The 18,401-nt window shown below is 47.5% G+C and carries 15 protein-coding genes; 9 read left to right on the top strand and 6 right to left on the bottom strand.

Translation table 11 applies throughout. From position 1 onward, the window contains the following. Positions 1-250 precede the first annotated feature (250 nt). Positions 251-2,581, top strand: a complete 2,331-nt coding sequence (nrdJ, locus tag ACMUEV_RS09250) for a ribonucleoside-triphosphate reductase, adenosylcobalamin-dependent (RefSeq protein WP_017289394.1) — start codon at positions 251-253, stop codon at positions 2,579-2,581. Between the two features lie 293 nt (positions 2,582-2,874). On the opposite strand, the gene ACMUEV_RS09245 is transcribed toward nrdJ, so the two are convergent. From ACMUEV_RS09245 to ACMUEV_RS09220, 6 genes are all read right to left on the bottom strand, one after another. Beyond that, positions 2,875-5,406, bottom strand: coding sequence for a type IV pilus secretin family protein (locus ACMUEV_RS09245; RefSeq protein ID WP_190651288.1), 2,532 nt, complete (start codon positions 5,404-5,406; stop codon positions 2,875-2,877). 51 nt (positions 5,407-5,457) lie between these two features. Beyond that, positions 5,458-6,336: a hypothetical protein gene (locus ACMUEV_RS09240; RefSeq protein WP_017289396.1), complete on the bottom strand. Its 879-nt coding sequence runs from the start codon at positions 6,334-6,336 to the stop codon at positions 5,458-5,460. Then, positions 6,333-7,223 carry a PilN domain-containing protein gene (locus ACMUEV_RS09235; protein WP_017289397.1) on the bottom strand — a complete coding sequence of 297 codons (891 nt, stop codon included), beginning with the start codon at positions 7,221-7,223 and terminating at the stop codon, positions 6,333-6,335. Before ACMUEV_RS09235 ends, ACMUEV_RS09240 begins: the two co-directional genes overlap by 4 nt. Continuing rightward, entirely contained in the window at positions 7,224-8,315 is a 1,092-nt protein-coding gene (pilM, locus tag ACMUEV_RS09230) for a type IV pilus assembly protein PilM (RefSeq protein WP_017289398.1), read from the bottom strand. It abuts the gene before it with no gap. Between the two features lie 570 nt (positions 8,316-8,885). Beyond that, a complete protein-coding gene (locus tag ACMUEV_RS09225; protein ID WP_190651287.1) occupies positions 8,886-9,755 on the bottom strand; it encodes a 6-carboxytetrahydropterin synthase in 870 nt (289 codons plus the stop codon). An 84-nt stretch (positions 9,756-9,839) separates the two neighbouring features. Beyond that, positions 9,840-11,690 carry an ArsA family ATPase gene (locus ACMUEV_RS09220; protein WP_190651285.1) on the bottom strand — a complete coding sequence of 617 codons (1,851 nt, stop codon included), beginning with the start codon at positions 11,688-11,690 and terminating at the stop codon, positions 9,840-9,842. Between the two features lie 161 nt (positions 11,691-11,851). Here ACMUEV_RS09220 and ACMUEV_RS09215 point away from each other — a divergent pair, with 161 nt between their 5' ends. The 8 genes from ACMUEV_RS09215 (at position 11,852) to ACMUEV_RS09180 (ending at position 18,381) form a co-directional block, all read left to right on the top strand. Further along, positions 11,852-13,645, top strand: a complete 1,794-nt coding sequence (locus ACMUEV_RS09215; RefSeq protein WP_190651282.1) for an AAA family ATPase — start codon at positions 11,852-11,854, stop codon at positions 13,643-13,645. A 198-nt stretch (positions 13,646-13,843) separates the two neighbouring features. Further along, on the top strand, positions 13,844-14,062 hold the full coding sequence (gene gvpA, locus ACMUEV_RS09210; protein ID WP_009768191.1) for a gas vesicle structural protein GvpA: 219 nt from the start codon (positions 13,844-13,846) through the stop codon (positions 14,060-14,062). Positions 14,063-14,129: 67 nt separating this feature from the next. Continuing rightward, positions 14,130-15,158, top strand: coding sequence for a hypothetical protein (locus tag ACMUEV_RS09205; RefSeq protein WP_190651280.1), 1,029 nt, complete (start codon positions 14,130-14,132; stop codon positions 15,156-15,158). 16 nt (positions 15,159-15,174) lie between these two features. Next, complete coding sequence (gvpN, locus tag ACMUEV_RS09200) at positions 15,175-16,554, top strand: gas vesicle protein GvpN (RefSeq protein WP_190651278.1); 1,380 nt, start codon at positions 15,175-15,177, stop codon at positions 16,552-16,554. 35 nt (positions 16,555-16,589) lie between these two features. Next, positions 16,590-16,952 carry a gas vesicle protein gene (locus ACMUEV_RS09195; RefSeq protein WP_051077878.1) on the top strand — a complete coding sequence of 121 codons (363 nt, stop codon included), beginning with the start codon at positions 16,590-16,592 and terminating at the stop codon, positions 16,950-16,952. Between the two features lie 3 nt (positions 16,953-16,955). After that, positions 16,956-17,390 (top strand): gas vesicle protein K, encoded by a 435-nt coding sequence (locus ACMUEV_RS09190; protein ID WP_190651276.1) that lies wholly within the window; start codon positions 16,956-16,958, stop codon positions 17,388-17,390. 14 nt (positions 17,391-17,404) lie between these two features. Beyond that, the gene (locus tag ACMUEV_RS09185; protein WP_190651274.1) at positions 17,405-18,142 is read left to right on the top strand and encodes a GvpL/GvpF family gas vesicle protein; all 738 of its coding nucleotides are present in this window, start codon (positions 17,405-17,407) and stop codon (positions 18,140-18,142) included. A 5-nt stretch (positions 18,143-18,147) separates the two neighbouring features. Continuing rightward, positions 18,148-18,381 (top strand): gas vesicle protein GvpG, encoded by a 234-nt coding sequence (locus ACMUEV_RS09180; protein WP_017289407.1) that lies wholly within the window; start codon positions 18,148-18,150, stop codon positions 18,379-18,381. The last annotated feature ends 20 nt before the right edge of the window (positions 18,382-18,401 follow it).

Here is an 18,401-nt window from a genome sequence, read left to right as displayed (position 1 = left end):
AGGATTGTTTAACGCCAAATCATAGACAAAACCTTAGACGGAAGCAAGGTCGCATCCGATTTTATAGAACAAATATACGATCGAGGAAATTCCTGCTACGCTAATTTAGTACGCTCGAACTAAGAAAAAATGATCCACTTTCGAGAAAGATGGTGTAGAGTAGATCGCTATTAGACAAAACGCTACATATGGCGTTGCTCATCTCTTTAATTCAATTCAGGACGCTAGACCTAGACAAAGGGAGTTTCGCATGGTTCAAGATATCGCACGCCCAATAGGGTCGTCTGGCTCTGATTTGCCAGAGTTTGACTCAAAGAACAGTCAATTTCCGGCTTCGGCTCCTGCCGCAAATCCGGTTTTTTACCGAACCTATAGCCGCAAGCTGAGCGAAACTCGTCGCGAGTCTTGGGCACAAGTCAGCCAGCGGACGATCCAAGGACTCGCTGACCTTGGCAATTTTACCCCAGAAGAACAAGAATTGATCGAACAGATGCAGCGATCGCTGCACTGTTTGCCGTCGGGTCGGTGGCTCTGGGTCGGTGGAACAAATTGGATTGCCAAACCAGAAAATTTCTCAGGATCGTACAACTGTACGAGTACGAATCTGATCGACTGGCGCGCCTTTGGTCTGATGATGGATCTTGCCATGATGGGCAGTGGAACAGGGGCAATATTAGAACCGAAATATACCGATCGTTTACCTGCCATTCGCAATCGCTTGAATGTGACTGTAACCCGCGAAATTGGCGAAGTAGCGGACTTTTTAAGAGAAGAAGCAACCGAGCTTGAGATCAACGGCAATCAAGTCACGATTCAAGTGGGTGATAGTCGTCAAGGTTGGGTGAAGTCCTATCAGAGTTTGCTAGAACTCTCAACCGATGAGCGGTTTACAGGCGATGTCGAAGTCTCGATCGATTTAGGTCATGTCCGTCCCGCAGGTGAAAGATTGAAAGGATTTGGGGGCGTTGCGAATCCGATCAAATTACCTGAACTCTATGCACGTTGTGCCAAAGTTCTCAATCGCGCACTCGGTCGCAAGCTTAGCCCAATTGAATGCTGCTTACTGATTGATGAAGCTGCCGCTTGTGTTGTTGCTGGTAACATTCGACGATCTGCCGGGATGCGTCAAGGCAGCAGTGAAGATGCTGAGTTTGCTGGTGCAAAAGACAACCTCTGGCAGCAAGATGAGCAAGGAAACTGGCGAATTGATCCCGATCGTGACGTGCTCCGCATGGCAAATCACACTCGGGTTTATCACCACAAGCCAACCTTAGAAGAATGTGTAGAAGCAGTTCGCAAGCAGTTCTATTCGGGCGAAGGTGCGATTCAGTATGCTCCAGAAGCAATTGCTCGATCGAATGCTGATATTCTGACTACTCCCGAATTAAAATCCGAGTTTCTTCGGGCGTATGAAGCAGGCAATGGGCAGCAATGGATTCAAGCCAAACATCCAAACATGCCGCTCAAGGAACTTGAGCATCGGTTGGGACGGTATGGGCTGAATCCATGTGGAGAGATTCTTGGTGAAGACTTCCACTGTAACTTGTCTGAGGTTCACCTCAATCAGATTGATCCGCTGGACTACGAAGCTCAAGAGCAGGCATTTACAGCAGGCGCACTTTCAGTTGCAGCTTTGCTCAATCACCGATTTGCTGAGCCTCGCTATCAGTATTCGCGAGAAGTAGATCCGATCGTTGGAGTTTCCTTCACCGGACTGTTTGACTTCTTTGTGAATGCATTCGGAACAGAATGGTTGCGATGGTGGGAAGCAGGTAGACCCGATACTTTGACTGGAATGCAGTTCAAAGAGCGCGAAAAAGAATATCTATCGCGCTGGAAAGAGATTGTGCATCGGGTGGTTGGTGAGTACTGCGATCGCCAAGGGATTCGTCGCCCGAATCGTTGTACCACGGTTCAACCTGCTGGAACAAAATCGTTGTTAACAGGTGCGAGTTCAGGTTGGCATCCGCCCAAAGCTCAGCGCTTTATTCGACGCATTACTTTCCGGAAGAATGATCCGGTTGCGCTGGCGTGTTTGGATTATGGATACAGCATTGTTCCGTCTCAGTCCGATAAGGATGAAAACGGCAATTTGTTGAATGATCCATTTGATCCACGGTGTACAGAATGGCTAGTTGAGATTCCCGTGGAAGTGCCTTGGGCAAACATTCCAGGAGCCGACCAGATTGAGATTGAGAAGTTCTCGGCTCTCGCTCAAATGGACTTCTATCTCCAAGTTCAGAAATACTATACTGCTCACAATACCAGCGCTACGATCGAGCTTCGAGAAGATGAAGTAGAAGGATTAGCACATCGAATTCATCAAGCGATCGAAAACGATGAAGGCTACATTAGTGCAGCGTTACTAGCGCGCTTTGATGCTCCTTTCCCTCGCCTGCCGTTTGAGAAAATCGATCAAGCGACCTATCAGAAATTGCAGGCTGAAGTGTTAGAACGTCGATCGACCGATGACTTCTATGCAGCTTTGGTACGACATGATGGTGGTGACTTGATTGAAGCAGGCCCAGCAGGATGTGATTCTGATAAGTGTCTGTTCTCTGAGACAAAGAAAGAATCTTAGCTTGAGTATTGATAGATAGAACTGAGCCTCCAGAGTATCCTGGAGGCTTTTTTGATCAACTCAAATTGCGTGATGGGAAAGCGATCGCATAATATTTGCCTAGTTGCTGTGATGCTAGTGCATAGTGTTGATCATTGACTAACCTTCAATCCGAATGATTTCACAGCGATCGCAAATCTCCGCATTGTTCATCCGCAAACGATCGCATAAAAAAACCAGAGTTCAGTCTTTACTGAACTCTGGTATTGAGTGAACATTTTCAGTGAGATCAGATTACGTATCGCACCATCTGATTAGCGACTTTCTTGCTGTTGCAAGAACTGACGCACTTCTCTACCTGGAACATAACCATAACCGAAAGAAGCCTGATCGCCATCATCAATGACTTGTGGAGTGACCATCACCACAACTTCCTGACGAGTGTTGTTGCGGTTCGTGCTTCTAAACAATGCTCCGAGTAACGGCAGATCTCCTAGGATAGGAACCTTCGTGACAGAAGCTCGATCGGTCTCTTGAATGATTCCAGAAAGAATCAGCGTTTGTCCATCGCGGACTCGAATCGCACCCGACTCAACACTCCGACCGCTGATCAGCGTAATCGGACCTTGAGGCGAATTGACTGCGTTAGAAGGCGCAGAAATGACAGGGTTCACGCGCAACGTAACGAAACCATTGTCATCAATACGATCGACAATCAGATTCAGAATCAAACCTGCTTCCCGGATGATTGGCTCATTCGTTTCAGTACTCTGCGTTCCATTCACCTGAGAATTTCTTCTAAATCCGCTGAAGACTTCTTGCGTCAGCCGAACCGTCGAGCGCTCTCCATCTTGAACAACAACCGTTGGAGAAGCAAGAATCTTTGCGTTACCACTTGTAACCTGAGATTGCAAGCGAGCTAAGAATTGGGTTGGAAACTGAAATAAAGATGGTAGAGCACCAGTAACCGTTCCAAATGCTCCCGGTGTAACGGTTACAGTCGGAGGGGAACCATTTGTCCCAGGAGTTCTAGTAATTACAGTTGGTGTTGCTGTGGTTGCTTCAGTGATCCCTGCTTGAAATGGATCAGACGAAATCCCAGCGCGCTGACTGTACCAGTTTCCATCTCGAATGCTGAGAGGCGGTGGATTCTCAGTAACCTGATCTCCATTGATGATTCTTGTGCCTGGGGCGGTGTTCGCAATAGTAACAGGTTGACCATTCAGATCATAGAAGATGTTAGCACCTGAATAAGGATTATCGATCGTCGGACGACCTGTCAAACTACCTGCTGCTTCTGCATTCGTTGCTGGTCGCGTCGAGCCGAAGTTAAAGACGGCTGCTCCTCGATCGACGTTAAAGAAATTGTTGCCAATCCCAAACGAGAAACTCGTGTTGAAGTCTTCGGTCTTCAGCAAGTTAACATCTACAATTTTCACATTCAGTGCAACCTGGCGCTTACGGGCATCAAGTTGACCCAAAAGGCGAGTTGCAACTTCAACTTTACGAGGTGAACCCGTCAACGTAATCGAATTTAATCGATCGTTCGAGGAAACAGCGAGTCCGCGTAATACGAGTGGTGCGCTGCCTTCTGTTGCTCTGAGAGACAAAATCGTAGGAGTGCGAGTTTCGATCGTTCGTGCTGCTGCACCTTCTCCGATCGTCTGAATTTGCACCTGCTCAAAAGGACGCTGTGTTTCTGCCCCTTGTGTCGTTAAAAAGGCTGAAGCATCTGCAACTGAAACCTGGTTGAGACGAATCGTGCGAGTAATGATATTGCGCGCATCATCCGGCAAGCGAGGACCAACAAAGATGGTTCGTCCTACTCGATTCACATCGAGTGCTGCACATGCACCACCACCATTTGCGCCTGCTGCTGGTCCTGCATTTGCAACCGGAATACAAGCAACTCGCAACACATAGTTGAACACGTCCTGAACCGCTTCGTTCTGAATATCCAAAGAAATCGTAGGTCCATTGGGTCTTGCAGCCTGTCCTGCTCCTGCTGCTCCTGCCGCTGCTCCTGCACCAGATTCGCTATAAGCCAAGTTCAGATTCGCTGCCCGTGCTAGCAAAGAAAGCACTTCCCGAACGGGTGCATCTCTCAAGACCAATCGTGGAATTCGTTCATTCGTTCCCAGGTCAATGGTCGTCGGAGACGCATCAATTTGTGACACCGCTTGATCGCCGACAGGAGGAGCAACTGCTCGTCTCATCAGAGGTGGAGTCGGGGCAACTGGAACCGTTGGCTGAGCTTGACTCGGAACTTGCGCGCTCGGCACAAATGGAGTCACCGGAGTCGTCGAAGTCGGTCTTGCTTGCGCGATCGCAGTTCCGGGTAACGATGTCGAAGGCGCTGCTTGAGCCATCGGAGCAGGCGGAACATTCAACGGAACCGCAGCAGTCGGAGCATTCGCTGGAACACTCGCAGGAGCATCCGGCGCACTGCCACCCCCCGCACCCGACACATTCAAGATCACACCTTGAGCATTGCGGCTCGCAATTTGCCCGATCGGTGCAGTTGTTGTTCCCACAACCGTTACCTGCACCCCATTCGCACCCGAAGGAACTACAGAAACTTGAGCAATTCCAGGCGCAGGATTTGCCTGACGGAAGGGTTGGCTAATTTGAGCATTAAAAACGTAAGCATTCCAAGTATTGCCTTGATTGACATTGAAAACTTGAGGCGCTTTTCCACCTTGGGTTTCTAGGATCACATCAAAGCCAGCACCATTCGGATTGATGCGAACATTAGTGACTTGCGTCGGATTCGCAGATGCAGCTTGACCACTGAATAAGGCAACGGTCGCGGCAGTTGCTAGACTGATTGCTCGAAGCTCTTTCACGAGTTAACACTCCTCTTGGGGGTAAATAGGAAATAAAGGTTCAATCTTTAGCTATTTCGCCGGAGTTAAAGGCGGAACAGCTTGCAGTGCCTTACGATCAGCATCGGTCAACGGCAACAGCGCATCCATCTCGAATGTGGTTGCAATCTGGTTGTCCGGTTGGCAGTTCGTCAAGTAGCGAATCGTGCCATCCGGCTGAATCTCATACAACCCTTCCGAAATCTTGTTATCGATCACTTTGACATCGAGATTGCGAATCAGCAGTAACGGCTGAAGTCGCTCGATCGTTCTAAAAATCGATTGAGTCTGATTAAAGTTACCTCGGATATCAATACTGATCGATTGTCGCTTTAACTTCCCGTTAATCGGTGTGCCGAGTGAACCATCGCTAATCACCACAGCACCTTTCTCATCCGGCTTAAACCGCTTGAGTTTGGCTTCAGCGACTAAATCTCCAAACTTATCTTTAAACTCTTGAGCACCACCCGGAGTCGCAAACAACTGCTGCACATACACTGGGCAAGCATTGAGCTTGGTATTTGTCGCAGCTAGTAAACCTGCATTATTTCTTTCAATCAGTTGATTGAGATCGAGCAGCAAGGTATTCAACGTTTTTTCACTCGCAAACAAGCCATAGACCTGATCGCGCTTTTGCTTGGCTTTTGCTAATTGATCCTTTGCATTCTGAATCTGTTTCCGGATTTCTCCTTGCTGTTCAAGCTGTTCGGTCTTCTCTCTAACGCTGCTATTTAAGGATTGATTCGTCTCCCAAGCAGGCATGACCAGATAAGAGACGATGCCACCTGCTGCAACAAGCCCGAGCACTCCTAACAACACTCCGCCAATTGCTGGAGTAAAAGTAACTCCAAACGCAGTCGGATAGCTTGGAGAATTCTCCAACTCCGATTCCGTCATAAAATCAGTCGTCATGGCTTCTTCGCTCCATTCTTTTCAGTCGCATCAGGTTTAGCAGGTGCTTTGGGGGTCGTCGAAATCACACCGCGTTCTTTCAAAGATTCAATCCGAGTCACAAGACCCACTGCCCCTTTACGATCGAGTTCTCGAATCAGTTCCGAAGCAGGCACATCGTTAATCGCGGCTGAAATGACAAATTGCACTTTTCTCGGCAAGCGGGGCGGCTTAATCTCACCTTCGCGCTTCAGCCCAGGAAAATCGGGTAATTGCAGCGTTTTCTCCTCACCCAACTCCGCACTGACCACTTTAGTTGCTTCTGCTTTCAAGAAGTTCGACTGTTGTAACGTCAACAAGAAATCATTGACATCATTCATCGAATTCGCCAGCCCTCTGATTTCGATCTGCCCAGAAACGGGAGGTTTTGCTGCTGCTGCCGGAGTTCCTGCTGCTGGGGCGGCTGGAGCAGGTTGAGCCTGATTGATCTCGACTTTCTGCTGAGTAATCGATGCCAGTTGAATACTCGAAGGCAAGCGATCGCGAATATCCTGGGTCATCGCTGACCAAGGCTTGATTTGGTTAAAGACCGATGCGAGTGCCTGGGCTTCTTCTTCGACCTGTTTCGTCTCCGCTTGAATCGATGAGAGATTCTTCTTCTCAGTTTCTAAATTACCGAGTTGAGTATCGAGATCCGCTTGCTGACGTTCTAAGTCGCCATTGCGCAAGGTGAGAATCCCGAAGAGGACACCTGCAAGCACTGGGAAAAAGATCAGTGCCGCAAACCCAAAATATAAAGGACGCTTTTCTTCAGGTGAACCTGTCGGTTTTGGACGACCGACACTCCGTCGCTTATCGGGCTTAATATCCGGTCTATCGTTGAGAAAATTGACATCTAAACTGTACATTTACCACGCCTCCCGCAGTCCTAAACCCAGCACGACACCCAGACCTGGACGGAGATTGACTGGAATATCCTCCCCACTGATCGATAGGGCTGAGATCGGATCGATTAAGTTACAAGGCAAGCTCAATCGCTGGGTAAAGAACTCGTCAATCTGTCCGATTGCGGCTCCAGGTCCTGCTAACATCAATTGAGCAATTTCTAAGTTCTCGCCTTGATTCAGGTAAAAATCAATCGATCGCCGCAGTTCATCTCCTAGCTCGCCCAACACTCGCAGCATGGCTGCTGCACCCGGATTGCCACCTGGACGATTAGAATCAGCCGTTGGAATCGTCATACCTTGCAGCAGGTCAATGTTGCGCGAAGGCGGTAAATTCATCGCACGAGAGAGTGCAGATTGAATTTGATAAGTTCCGATCGGAACCGTTCGCGAGAATTGAGGCACACCATCTACTGTGATTGAGATTTCAGTGCTCTCGAATTCGATATCGACGATCGCAACAGCTTCTTGAGGAGCAAACTGCCGTAATTGTTCGCGAATCGTACGAATCAGTGAGAAACTGCTAACTTCTAAGACATCTATTTTCAGCCCTGCTTGCTGGAACGTATTGATATACGAATCCGTTACCTCTTTCCGAGTTGCAACCAGTAAGACTTGGACTTTCTCGATCCCATCTTCATCGATAAATAGCCCTAATTTCTGATAGTCTACGTCCGCTTCTTCCCGAGGGAATGGAAGATATAGACCCGCTTCTTGATTCAGCACCATTTCGCGCAGTTCTCGATCGTCGAGTTCTGCTGGAACGGGGATAATTCGAGTCACCGTATCACGTCCACCAGATACCGCAGTTGCCACCTGTTTCACTTTAATTTTGTGTTCGGCTAACGCAGACTGAATGATCTCTGCCATTGCAGGCGGATCGGTGATTTGTCCTTCATGAAAGACACCTTCAGGAATGGGAACGGTTGCATAAGTGCCAAGCCGAAATCCTTGCCCCTGCTTGCGAAGTACCGCAATGTTGAGGCGATCGGCGGCTAACTCAATGCCAACCCCCTTTGACTGTTTTGAGAATAAACTCTTGATACCGTTAACCACAGTTTTGTTAGCCCGCTATTGAGTGAATGAGTGACAGGTTTCGCAATAAAAATATTGCAAGTTTGCTGCTGTTTGGGTGCTGAACTCGACTCAGAAAATTCTGGGTAATCATACGGAAAACAACAGGAAAAATCTGCTATTTTATGAATGATTGAGTTCAACAAACATCTGGTGTAACGAATTTAGACTGCCCAGGTTTTTACAAGAATAAACATCTCAATCCAAAAAGTTAAAAATCCTGAAAGCCCAGTATTTACGGTACTTTTAAGCAATGAAAATGGAGCAGTTTTAGATAAGAAACTACTCTAATTTGATCAGTTTGATGTAATTGTTTCGTTGCTTTTTGCGCACATGAGAGATCGCATTTCGCAATCCTAAAAAGGTGTTGTTTCAATCAGTTCAGCGTCGATACTTAGACCTCGTCTGTATGATTAGAGACACCTATTTGTGCATACTACACGCGATTTGAAAAATGGCACGACTAATTTTTAAGACATAGAATTTATACGGAAACAGCCGATCGTTGAAACCACGATCGGCTGTTTTTGCTGAGAAACAAATTGTGTGAGATTATGCACCTGCAAATGCAGGTTCGCGCATTAACAGGGGCATCACATCACTGACAGAAGCACCGAACACTTCACAAGAATTATTCGGGCTTTCAATCAGCTTCACTTTATAGAGGCGTGCCCCAATTTGCTGAATGGGATCTTCTAGTAAGTCGCGAATATGCACGGCAATATTTTCCGCAGTCGGCACAACTTTCTCAAAGTAAGGAATATCTTTGTTCAGAAACGTATGATCAAATGGCTCAACAACATAGTCATCTACTGCTTTCTGAAAGGCGACGAGATCAGCAATCATTCCGGTGCGGGGGTCGATTTCACCTTTGATCGTGACTTCTAAATGATAGTTATGACCATGACCATTCGGACGAGCGCACTTGCCGTAGATTTCGCAGTTTTGCTCAAAACTCAGATCAGGACGAGCGAGACGATGAGCCGCACTAAAGTGAGTGCTAATGGTGAGATAGGCTTCCATATTGTTTCCTAGATAATCTGCCCAGAGTTCAGGATGTTCGTAGAGCCGGATATTGACGATCGGTAAATGCGATTCCAGCCTTTTCCAAATCGATCGAGCAATATTTTCGGTGGTGGGAAGAGTCTGTTGAAACTCAGGCCACGCATCATTTAAGTAAGAGAAGTCAAGCTGACTGGTCACTTCTTGCCGAATGACATGCTTCACATCAGACAAGTTTAGAACCATGCCGTATTCGTCTAAATCTCCCAACATGGAGACATACAGCACATAGTTGTGTCCATGTCCGGGAAACCGAGTACATGCCCCAAAGCGTTCAATATTCTCCGCTTCGCTGAGTTCCGGCAGATAGTACCGATGACTTGCCGAAAATTGGGCACGGCGATCGATAATACATTTCATAGAGTCTTGGAGAAAGGGTTAAGCGTTCAGTTTAAAAAACTTCACACTATTCTTAGGATACGACTTTCATCGGCGTTTTGGATTTTAGATTTGGGATTGTGGATTGAAAGAAACGAGTGAAGCAATAGAGTTGGGCGCGATCAGCCATTCTGAAATCTTTTCGATTTGAGCCATTGGAGCAAGATCACTGGGCGCGTTGGGAAGATTCACAACTGTTTTACCAGCGAATTCTTCTAATCTTTGAGTTGCGCGATTATTGACGATAAACCGCTGATGAATCTGCAATGGTTCGAGCGATCGCACTAAGCGCTCGGTTTCGGCAAAAATCGTCGATCGTGCCTGAACCACGCCAATAAATTCGGTATGCTCAGCGTTTTGAAGCTGTTTGTGAGTCTTGATAATTCGCAGTCTTAACGTGCGTAAGCGGCTCATCAGTTCAGTATGTCCCGCGACGTTCTGATATTTCAGCCAGAGCTTAAAAATCCAGGTGAGCCAATCCGTTAACACAGACGGCATTTCGAGAAAGCGCAAGAGATGCCCAGTCGGAGCTGTATCGAGAATGATCAGATCTTGTGCATTCGATTCCAGCAGTTCCATAACTTCGAGGAGCGCGAGCATTTCATCAATGCCCGGAAGGGCTTGAGCCATGATTTTGCGCCATGCTTCTGGCGTGTAAGCAATTTGCAGCGATTCATCTTGAGTTTTGCCACTCATCATGTCCGCTAATTCCCAAAGATACTCTTCCCGAAAGCGATCGAGTAAGGTTCGAGCATCAACTTCTTGAGCGCTGAGGTTGGGAAGAATGTCAGTTGGCTCATGTCCAAGCTGAGTGCCAAAAGCATCGCCCAAGGAATGAGCCGGATCGATCGAGATGACTCGAATTTTTCGATCCGGATGCTGCCGAGAAAGATTGAGCGCGATCGCGGCTGCAACTGTCGTTTTGCCCACCCCTCCTTTTCCGCCGACCAGAATTAACTTACGCTGTTCTAGGATGAAATCGGGAAGAGACTGAGACGGTGCAATTGGAATCGCTGAAGGGACGAATTCTGAATGAGTTGTAATTAAGCGATCAAGGGCTGCAATTCCAATCGGTTCCTGAGACTGTTGTGAGAATGTCAGCACCGGATCTGCAATCTCTTGAAACTTGCGAACCAATTCCTCCCGTTCAGCGTGAACTTGATTGAGGAACACTCCGCCAAAAGGAATTTTAAGCGCTTCTAGAGCTTTGATTAATCTCTGAGATTCCAGCAAACTGAGCCATTCTGCGATCGCGACAACAAAACAAGCAGATCTTGCTGAATCTTGAAGTAATTGGCGACCGTCGGTTAAATCTCGGCGCATCGATTCTAGAAAGAGATCGACTTCATCCGGTGTGTAGCGACCTGTAAAAGCCTCGCTCATTGTTCGATGCTTGAGCTGAAAGAGTTCGAGAGCCGATAAAAACTCTTCGAGAAACTCCATCAGATTAAACAGTGCCAGCGTATGACCGCTTGGAGCCATATCCACTACGATCCGATCCACAACGCGATCGCGCAATAATCGCTGAATTTCAAGAATCCCCATCAATTCATCTAAGCCCGACCAGCCCAATTCCCAAACTGACGCTAAATCACCTTGCCCAACAAAGCTGCCTCGCTCGACTAATCGCTCTAGAATCTCCCCATATTCCGCTTTGAAGTCTTTTAGCAGCAATTCAGCATCCAATGCCCTGACGCTTAAATTCGGCAAGCTCTCGATGGTTTGAGCCGTATTGCTAACTTCCATCTGCAAAACATCACCTAAAGAGTGAGCCGGATCAGTGGAAAGCAGCAAAATACGATCGTTAGGAAACTGTTTTGCCCAGCGACAAGCAAATGCGCTTGATAGTGTCGATTTCCCAACACCGCCTTTACCGCTAAACATTGCCAGATGGAGAGAATCAAACGAATTCAACATAGTTCTGCGATCGAGTTTGGGCACAATCCTTGTACTGAATGAATTCGAGTTTGGTGCAATTTTTGAGAAGTTCTTCTCAGTGCAGAGACTGAAGAGGCTCAACACGCATCGCCACCCCTGATCCAATCAGTACTTGTAGTCTTCCCACCCAGTACCACCCAATGAGTGAGCTATTTAAAGGATTTGAGCAACTTTTAGAACTTGCCAAAGTACTAGAAGAAAAAGCCGAAAAAGGTGAACTCAAAGCCAATATTCAAGTCAATCGTGCCGCTTTTAGCAGCATTCCCCGCAACACAGGCGGCATCGGCGTGAGTGGCATGGGCGTGAATCGTTCTCCTCAAGCTCCGACTCAAGATGTAATCGTGACTCCACCGCCTGCCAATTCGACTGCTTCACTTCAGGATGTGGGCGGACTGGGTGAAGTTCTTAAAGAACTCAGAGAATTAGTTGAATTGCCCCTCAAACGTCCAGAAGTTCTCGCAAAATTGGGACTTGAACCGATTCGAGGTGTATTGCTAGCCGGATCGCCAGGAACCGGAAAAACTTTGACTGCACGGGCACTAGCGGAAGAGTTGGGTGTCAATTACATCGCGATCGCTGCTCCTGAGGTAATGGGCAAATACTACGGTGAAGCAGAAGGGCGACTTCGCAGTATTTTTGAGAAAGCGGCAGCGTCGGCTCCTTGCATTATCTTTATCGACGAAATCGACAGCTTAGCGCCTGATCGTGCCAAAGTCGAAGGCGAAGTCGAAAAGCGAGTCGTCGCCCAATTACTCACCTTAATGGATGGATTTGCACAGACAAAAGGTGTAATTGTTCTCGCAGCAACCAACCGTCCGGATCATCTTGATCCAGCATTACGCAGACCGGGACGATTCGATCGAGAAATTCAGTTCCGCGTCCCCGATCGCGATGGACGCTTGGAAATTCTCAAAATTCTGACGCGATCGATGCCTCTCAAATCTGTCAATCTCGACTCGGTTGCCGATCTCACGATTGGCATGGTCGGCGCAGACCTCAAAGCAGTCTGTCAAAAAGCAGCTTATACAGCCTTGCGACGGCAAGTTCCCTCATTAAATGCAGTTCCCGATGAATTAACGATCGACCAATCCGATTTTCTACAAGCCTTGAAAGAAGTAAAACCGTCTGTTCTGCGATCGGTTGAAGTCGAATCACCGCAGGTCAATTGGGATCAAATCGGTGGATTAGAAGCCACAAAACGCACCTTACAAGAAGCAGCAGAAGGTGCAATGCTTTATCCTGAACTCTATCAACAAACAGGAGCCAAAGCACCGCGAGGAATTCTCCTGTGGGGATTACCTGGAACCGGGAAAACTTTACTCGCGAAAGCGGTCGCTTCTCAAGCAAGAGCGAATTTTATCTCGGTGAACGGTGCAGAATTGATGAGTCGTTGGGTTGGAGCAGCAGAACAAGAAGTTCGAGATCTGTTTAACAAAGCACGTCAGGCTTCCCCTTGTGTTGTGTTCATTGATGAGATTGATACGCTCGCTCCCGTCCGTGGCAAATTTAACGGCGATTCGGGAGTCAGCGATCGCGTCGTCGGTCAATTGCTAACTGAACTTGATGGGTTACAAGACTGTGGTGCGATTCTTTTAATTGCAGCGACCAATCGCCCGGATGAGGTTGATCCTGCGTTACTACGTGCAGGACGTTTGGACTTGCAAATTCAAGTCAATTTACCCGATGAAGCGAGTCGTTTAGAAATTTTGCGAGTTCACAATCTCGATCGACCTTTATCCGAAGTTGACTTAGCCGCGATCGCAGCTCAGACCGAAGGCTGGAACGGGGCGGACTTAGCACTTTTAAGCAATCAAGCAGCACTGCAAGCGATTCGACGCTATCGTGCTCAAGGAATGACTGAACCAGAAAATCTAGCAATTAACGGGGAAGACTTCGCGATCGCGTATCAAGCACTCCTAAGCCAACGTCGGTAGAAGTGTGCTGCTATCGAATAGCAGCACAATCCGTGAAACTGCGGGACTGAAAGACTTGAAATATAAAGATTACGTGATTGTTCTCGATAGTCTTAAATCAGAATCTGTCCATGTTAAGTGTGGAAGACTAATCCATCAGAATCTGAGCCGGAACACTTCCACATTCAACTACTCTTAATCACGGAATTACAAACCATCATGGCTGTTGAAAAAGTAAACTCTTCTTCGAGCTTGGCAGAAGTTGTGGATCGCATTCTCGACAAAGGTATTGTTGTTGATGCTTGGGTGCGTGTTTCGCTCGTAGGGATTGAATTGTTAGCAATTGAAGCTCGCGTCGTCATCGCATCTGTAGAAACCTACTTGAAATATGCTGAAGCTGTCGGCTTGACGGCTCAAGCTGCAGTTCCTGCTGCATAGTTTTACGAAACAGAGGAGATCGAGATCTCCTCTGTTTTTTCAATTTTAAACTCAAGTACTTACAGCAATGGCTTTCAAAGATTCCTGGCAACAGCAACGACAAGTAAGACTGCAACAGGTAGCACAGCGTCGTCAAGCCGTTTCTGCGCTCCTCCAAGCAACGCATGAACAACGTCAACTGAATGCGTCTCAACTCCGAAGTGATCTGAGTTTATTTCGCGAAACCTTCGCTTACGACACCAGCTTGCGCCGTCAAAATTTGCATCAGTTCTGTGAAACGCTCCAAGAACAGACTCAAGAATTTTTAGCGGTCGCCCAAGCTGAGCGCAGTCTCATTTCACAACAGTTGAGACATGACCTCAGTGCATTTCGAACCACACTCAAGCAAACTGTAGAATCACTCCGGCGAGAAATTCAAGCCGATCTTCAGATCCTTCAGATTGAAGTTCAAGCGCAGCTAGATGACGCACGCCAGCAGAGAATCAAAAATCAGGTTCGACACTCGCGAAACCTACGCATCTTTGTTGAGCAACTTCACACAACTGTTGACGCATTTCTCGCAGATTGTGCCTTAGAGCGCCAGGAAAAAGCAGCACAAGCTCAACTCGACCGCGAAACTGAATTAGCCGCACTGTTCAAGAAATTTGCTGAATTTCGAGCACAGCTACAACAGTATCGCACTGAACTTTCCCATAGCGTTTGGGGAGACCTTTCTGAGCCAGCGTCTCAACCCGCCCAACCCGCTACACCGAAGCCTGTAGCAGTTGTAGAATCTGTAGAACCTCCTGTCGTAAAACCTGCTGCTAAGCCGATTATTGTCTTGAAAAAGCCCGAAAAGAGAGGGCGAGGGTTCCAAGTTGCAACATCAGCAACATCAGCTTCTCCCAAACCTGCAATCAAGGTAGAGGAAGCTCCTACACTCTCCTCAGATGAGCAGAGAATTTATGACTACATCGAAGACATGCAAGGTGCGCGATTAACTGAAATTGAATCCGCACTCGGCATCACTCGACTTCAGGCTGTAGAAGGACTGCGATCGCTCATTCAGCAAGGCAAAATCACTCAGAAAGATCGCGTTTATTTGATCCATCAATAAGGAAAGGACACGCCCTGTGACGACTGTATTAAGAGCTAGCCCCCGCCACTTTGTCAGTACGCCCGCGCTCGATCGCATTACGCTGCGCACACTACGCTATTTGCAATCTGGTTTTTCAGTTCACTTGCGCGGCTGTGCAGGGGTAGGTAAAACGACCCTAGCCTTGCACTTAGCTGATTTGCTGGCGCGTCCCATCATGCTGATGTATGGCGATGATGATTCAAAAAGTTCAGACATGATTGGCGCGCAAGCAGGCTACACCCGTAAGAAAGTCGTTGATAACTTCATTCATAGTGTGATGAAGGTTGAAGACGAGATGAAACACACTTGGGTAGATTCTCGATTGACATTAGCTTGCCGAGAAGGATTCACACTCGTCTATGACGAATTTAATCGATCGCGTCCTGAAGTCAATAATGTGCTGCTCTCAGCCTTAGAAGAAAAGCTACTCGTCTTACCTCCGACGAGCAATCAGACCGAATACATTCGAGTCAATCCACATTTTCGAGCGATTCTTACCTCGAATCCAGAAGAATATTGTGGCGTGCATTCGACCCAGGACGCTTTGATGGATCGCTTGGTCACCATCAATATGCCTGAGCCAGATGAACTGACGCAGCAAGAAATTCTGATTCAGAAGACAGAAATTGAGCGATCGAGTGCTGCATTTATTGTGCGATTTGTGCGATCGTTTCGACAAAAAACAGGCGCAGAGAAAGCTTCTGGCTTGAGATCGTGCTTGATGATTGCAAAAGTCTGCCAAGAACATCACATTGCTGTCCTCCCTGAAGACGCAGAATTTCGGGATATCTGCTCAGATGTCTTGCTCTCACGCATTGGCATCGCGCTTGAAGATGCAACCAAAATTTTGTGGGCACTTCTCAATGAGCAAATTGGAGCAATTGAAATCCCCGTCATTTCAACCCCACAAGCAACCGTTGAGCAAATTGCTCAAACCGTTCAAGCATCCCTCAATGAGCAAACTGAAGCAATTGAAATCCCTGTAATTTCAACGATACAAGCAGCAGTTGAGCAAATTGCAAGTGCTCAACCCGTGCAAGCACCCTTTTTAGATGCAGAAGAACGTGCAGAATTAGCACTTCAAGAGCCACTCGCAGCGGCTCCTCTCAACCAACAAGTCGAAGCGCTCTTAAGTGATCTGCCAGAACTGGAAGAAGCGAGTACGATGAATGAGATTGCCGATGAGATTTCTCAAGAGCAGCAAATTTATCGCTATTTACTTCGATCGAAAGGTGCAGGACTCTCAGACCTTGAAAGTGAATTCAGTCTCGTCCGAACTGAACTGCTCGAATCGATTCGAGCTTTGACCATTCAAGGTTTAGTCATTCACCGCGATCGACGTTTCTTTGCTGTCGAGCCTGCATTGGAGAGCTAAGTGTGACGACCCCGACGAAGAGCATTCAGAGACCGATGCCCACGGCCACCCAAGGTTCCACCTTGGCAGATGTATTAGAGCGTGTTTTAGACAAAGGAATTGTAATTGCTGGAGACATTTCAGTTTCCGTTGCGACGACTGAATTATTGACGATTCGGATTCGATTGTTGATTTCTTCAGTCGATAAGGCACGTGAGATGGGAATCAACTGGTGGGAGAACAATCCCCATTACAGTGCTCAATCGAGAGAGCTGCTCGAAGCCAATCGCGCACTGATGGAGCGAGTAGAATCGCTAGAAACAGAGCTAAAAGCTTTGCGTCCAGCAGTTTCGCCATCTCTGCCAAAACCACCCGCGACCCCAGCCGAAACCTTGAAATCACTGCTCCAAGATCTGTAAGCTATGTCTTCTCTTGCCCCGAAAGCTAAGCCCGATGCAGGTCTTGCTCCCTTGCTTCTTACAGTAGTCGAACTGATTCGGCAATTGATGGAAGCGCAAGTGATTCGTCGGATGGATAGCGGAGATCTGAGTGATGAGGATCTCGATCGCGCCGCAGATAGTCTTCGTCAACTCGAAGCACAAGTATTGCGATTGTGCGATGTATTTGAGATTGATCCGGCTGATCTCAACATTGATCTCGGTGAAGTTGGCACATTACTTCCGAAACAGGGCGGGTACTATCCTGGAGAACGATCGACCAGTCCAACGATTTTAGAGTTGCTCGATCGCTTACTCAACACAGGTGTCGTTCTCGAAGGCAATGTTGATCTCGGTCTCGCTCAAATCGATCTGATTCACGCAAAACTCCAGCTAGTTCTGACTGCAAAGCCCATTTAGCCCCGGTTGAAACGATGAGCAATTTATATTTGTACGGCATTTTCCCCGCTCCCGGTCCTCAAGATCTCGACCTGCAAGGACTCGATCAAAAACCTGTACAGACTCAGATTGTAGATGGGTTTGCGTTCCTCTACTCGGAAGCACAGCAGCAACGCTATCTCGCGAGTCGTCGGAACCTGCTTGGGCATGAAAAAGTGTTAGAGCAAGCAATGCAGGCAGGCTATCGGACACTTTTACCGCTTCAGTTTGGATTAACGATCGAGACTTGGGAAACCGTCTCCGATCAACTTACTGCTCCGCATTTTGACCATTTAAAAACTCTATTTGAAAAGCTAGATGGACGGCGCGAAGTTAGTATCAAACTGTTTTGGGACAGTGCCGAAGAATTACAAGCGTTGATGGCAGAGAATGCTGAACTTCGAGAGCAGCGCGATAGCTTAGAAGGAAAATCGCTGAGCATGGATGAAATTGTCCGCATCGGGCAAGCGATCGAACATGCGATGAGCGATCGACGCGAAGCCATTATTACTGAGTTTCAAACCACTTTGAATGCAATGGCGATCGAGGTTGTTGAGAACGATGTCCTGACTGAAGCGATGATTTACAACGCTGCCTACCTGATTCCGTGGGAATCCGAATCAGAATTTAGTCAAGCCGTGGAAAGACTAGATCAACAATTCGACGGGCGCTTGAAAATTCGATACAACGATTTCACTGCACCGTATAACTTTGCTCAATTCGAGCGGGAGTAAATTCTATGGTTTTACGCCTTTTATTTGCGCCTGTGACTGGGATTGGTTGGATTGCAGAACAGATTCAAGAACGAGTCGATACAGAACTCGATCAAACCGAAAATCTCAGTAAGCGACTTCTGGCATTACAGCTCGCGTTTGATATGGGCGAGATTTCTGAAGCAGACTTTGAAGCACAAGAAGAAGAATTATTGCTAGCCATTCAGGCGCTTGAGGACGAACAGGCAGAATCGCAGTAGCATAGAGCAAATCGAGTTAT

This window comes from Leptolyngbya sp. FACHB-1624 (assembly GCF_047649235.1).
Lineage (GTDB): Bacteria > Cyanobacteriota > Cyanobacteriia > Leptolyngbyales > Leptolyngbyaceae > Leptolyngbya > Leptolyngbya boryana.
The sequence above is the reverse complement of the archived record's forward strand: the minus strand, read 5'-3'. Positions and strand labels throughout refer to the sequence as shown.

Bases quoted from the DNA above. Each gene is read 5' to 3' on its own strand.
- ACMUEV_RS09195 (WP_051077878.1), top strand. From the start codon at position 16,590: ATGCCCACGGCCACCCAAGGTTCCACCTTGGCAGATGTATTAGAGCGT.
- nrdJ (WP_017289394.1), top strand. From the start codon at position 251: ATGGTTCAAGATATCGCACGCCCAATAGGGTCGTCTGGCTCTGATTTG.
- ACMUEV_RS09180 (WP_017289407.1), top strand. From the start codon at position 18,148: ATGGTTTTACGCCTTTTATTTGCGCCTGTGACTGGGATTGGTTGGATT.
- ACMUEV_RS09240 (WP_017289396.1), bottom strand. From the start codon at position 6,336: ATGACGACTGATTTTATGACGGAATCGGAGTTGGAGAATTCTCCAAGC.
- ACMUEV_RS09225 (WP_190651287.1), bottom strand. From the start codon at position 9,755: ATGAAATGTATTATCGATCGCCGTGCCCAATTTTCGGCAAGTCATCGG.
- ACMUEV_RS09205 (WP_190651280.1), top strand. From the start codon at position 14,130: ATGGCTTTCAAAGATTCCTGGCAACAGCAACGACAAGTAAGACTGCAA.
- ACMUEV_RS09220 (WP_190651285.1), bottom strand. From the start codon at position 11,690: ATGTTGAATTCGTTTGATTCTCTCCATCTGGCAATGTTTAGCGGTAAA.
- ACMUEV_RS09190 (WP_190651276.1), top strand. From the start codon at position 16,956: ATGTCTTCTCTTGCCCCGAAAGCTAAGCCCGATGCAGGTCTTGCTCCC.
- ACMUEV_RS09185 (WP_190651274.1), top strand. From the start codon at position 17,405: ATGAGCAATTTATATTTGTACGGCATTTTCCCCGCTCCCGGTCCTCAA.
- ACMUEV_RS09215 (WP_190651282.1), top strand. From the start codon at position 11,852: ATGAGTGAGCTATTTAAAGGATTTGAGCAACTTTTAGAACTTGCCAAA.
- gvpA (WP_009768191.1), top strand. From the start codon at position 13,844: ATGGCTGTTGAAAAAGTAAACTCTTCTTCGAGCTTGGCAGAAGTTGTG.
- ACMUEV_RS09235 (WP_017289397.1), bottom strand. From the start codon at position 7,223: ATGTACAGTTTAGATGTCAATTTTCTCAACGATAGACCGGATATTAAG.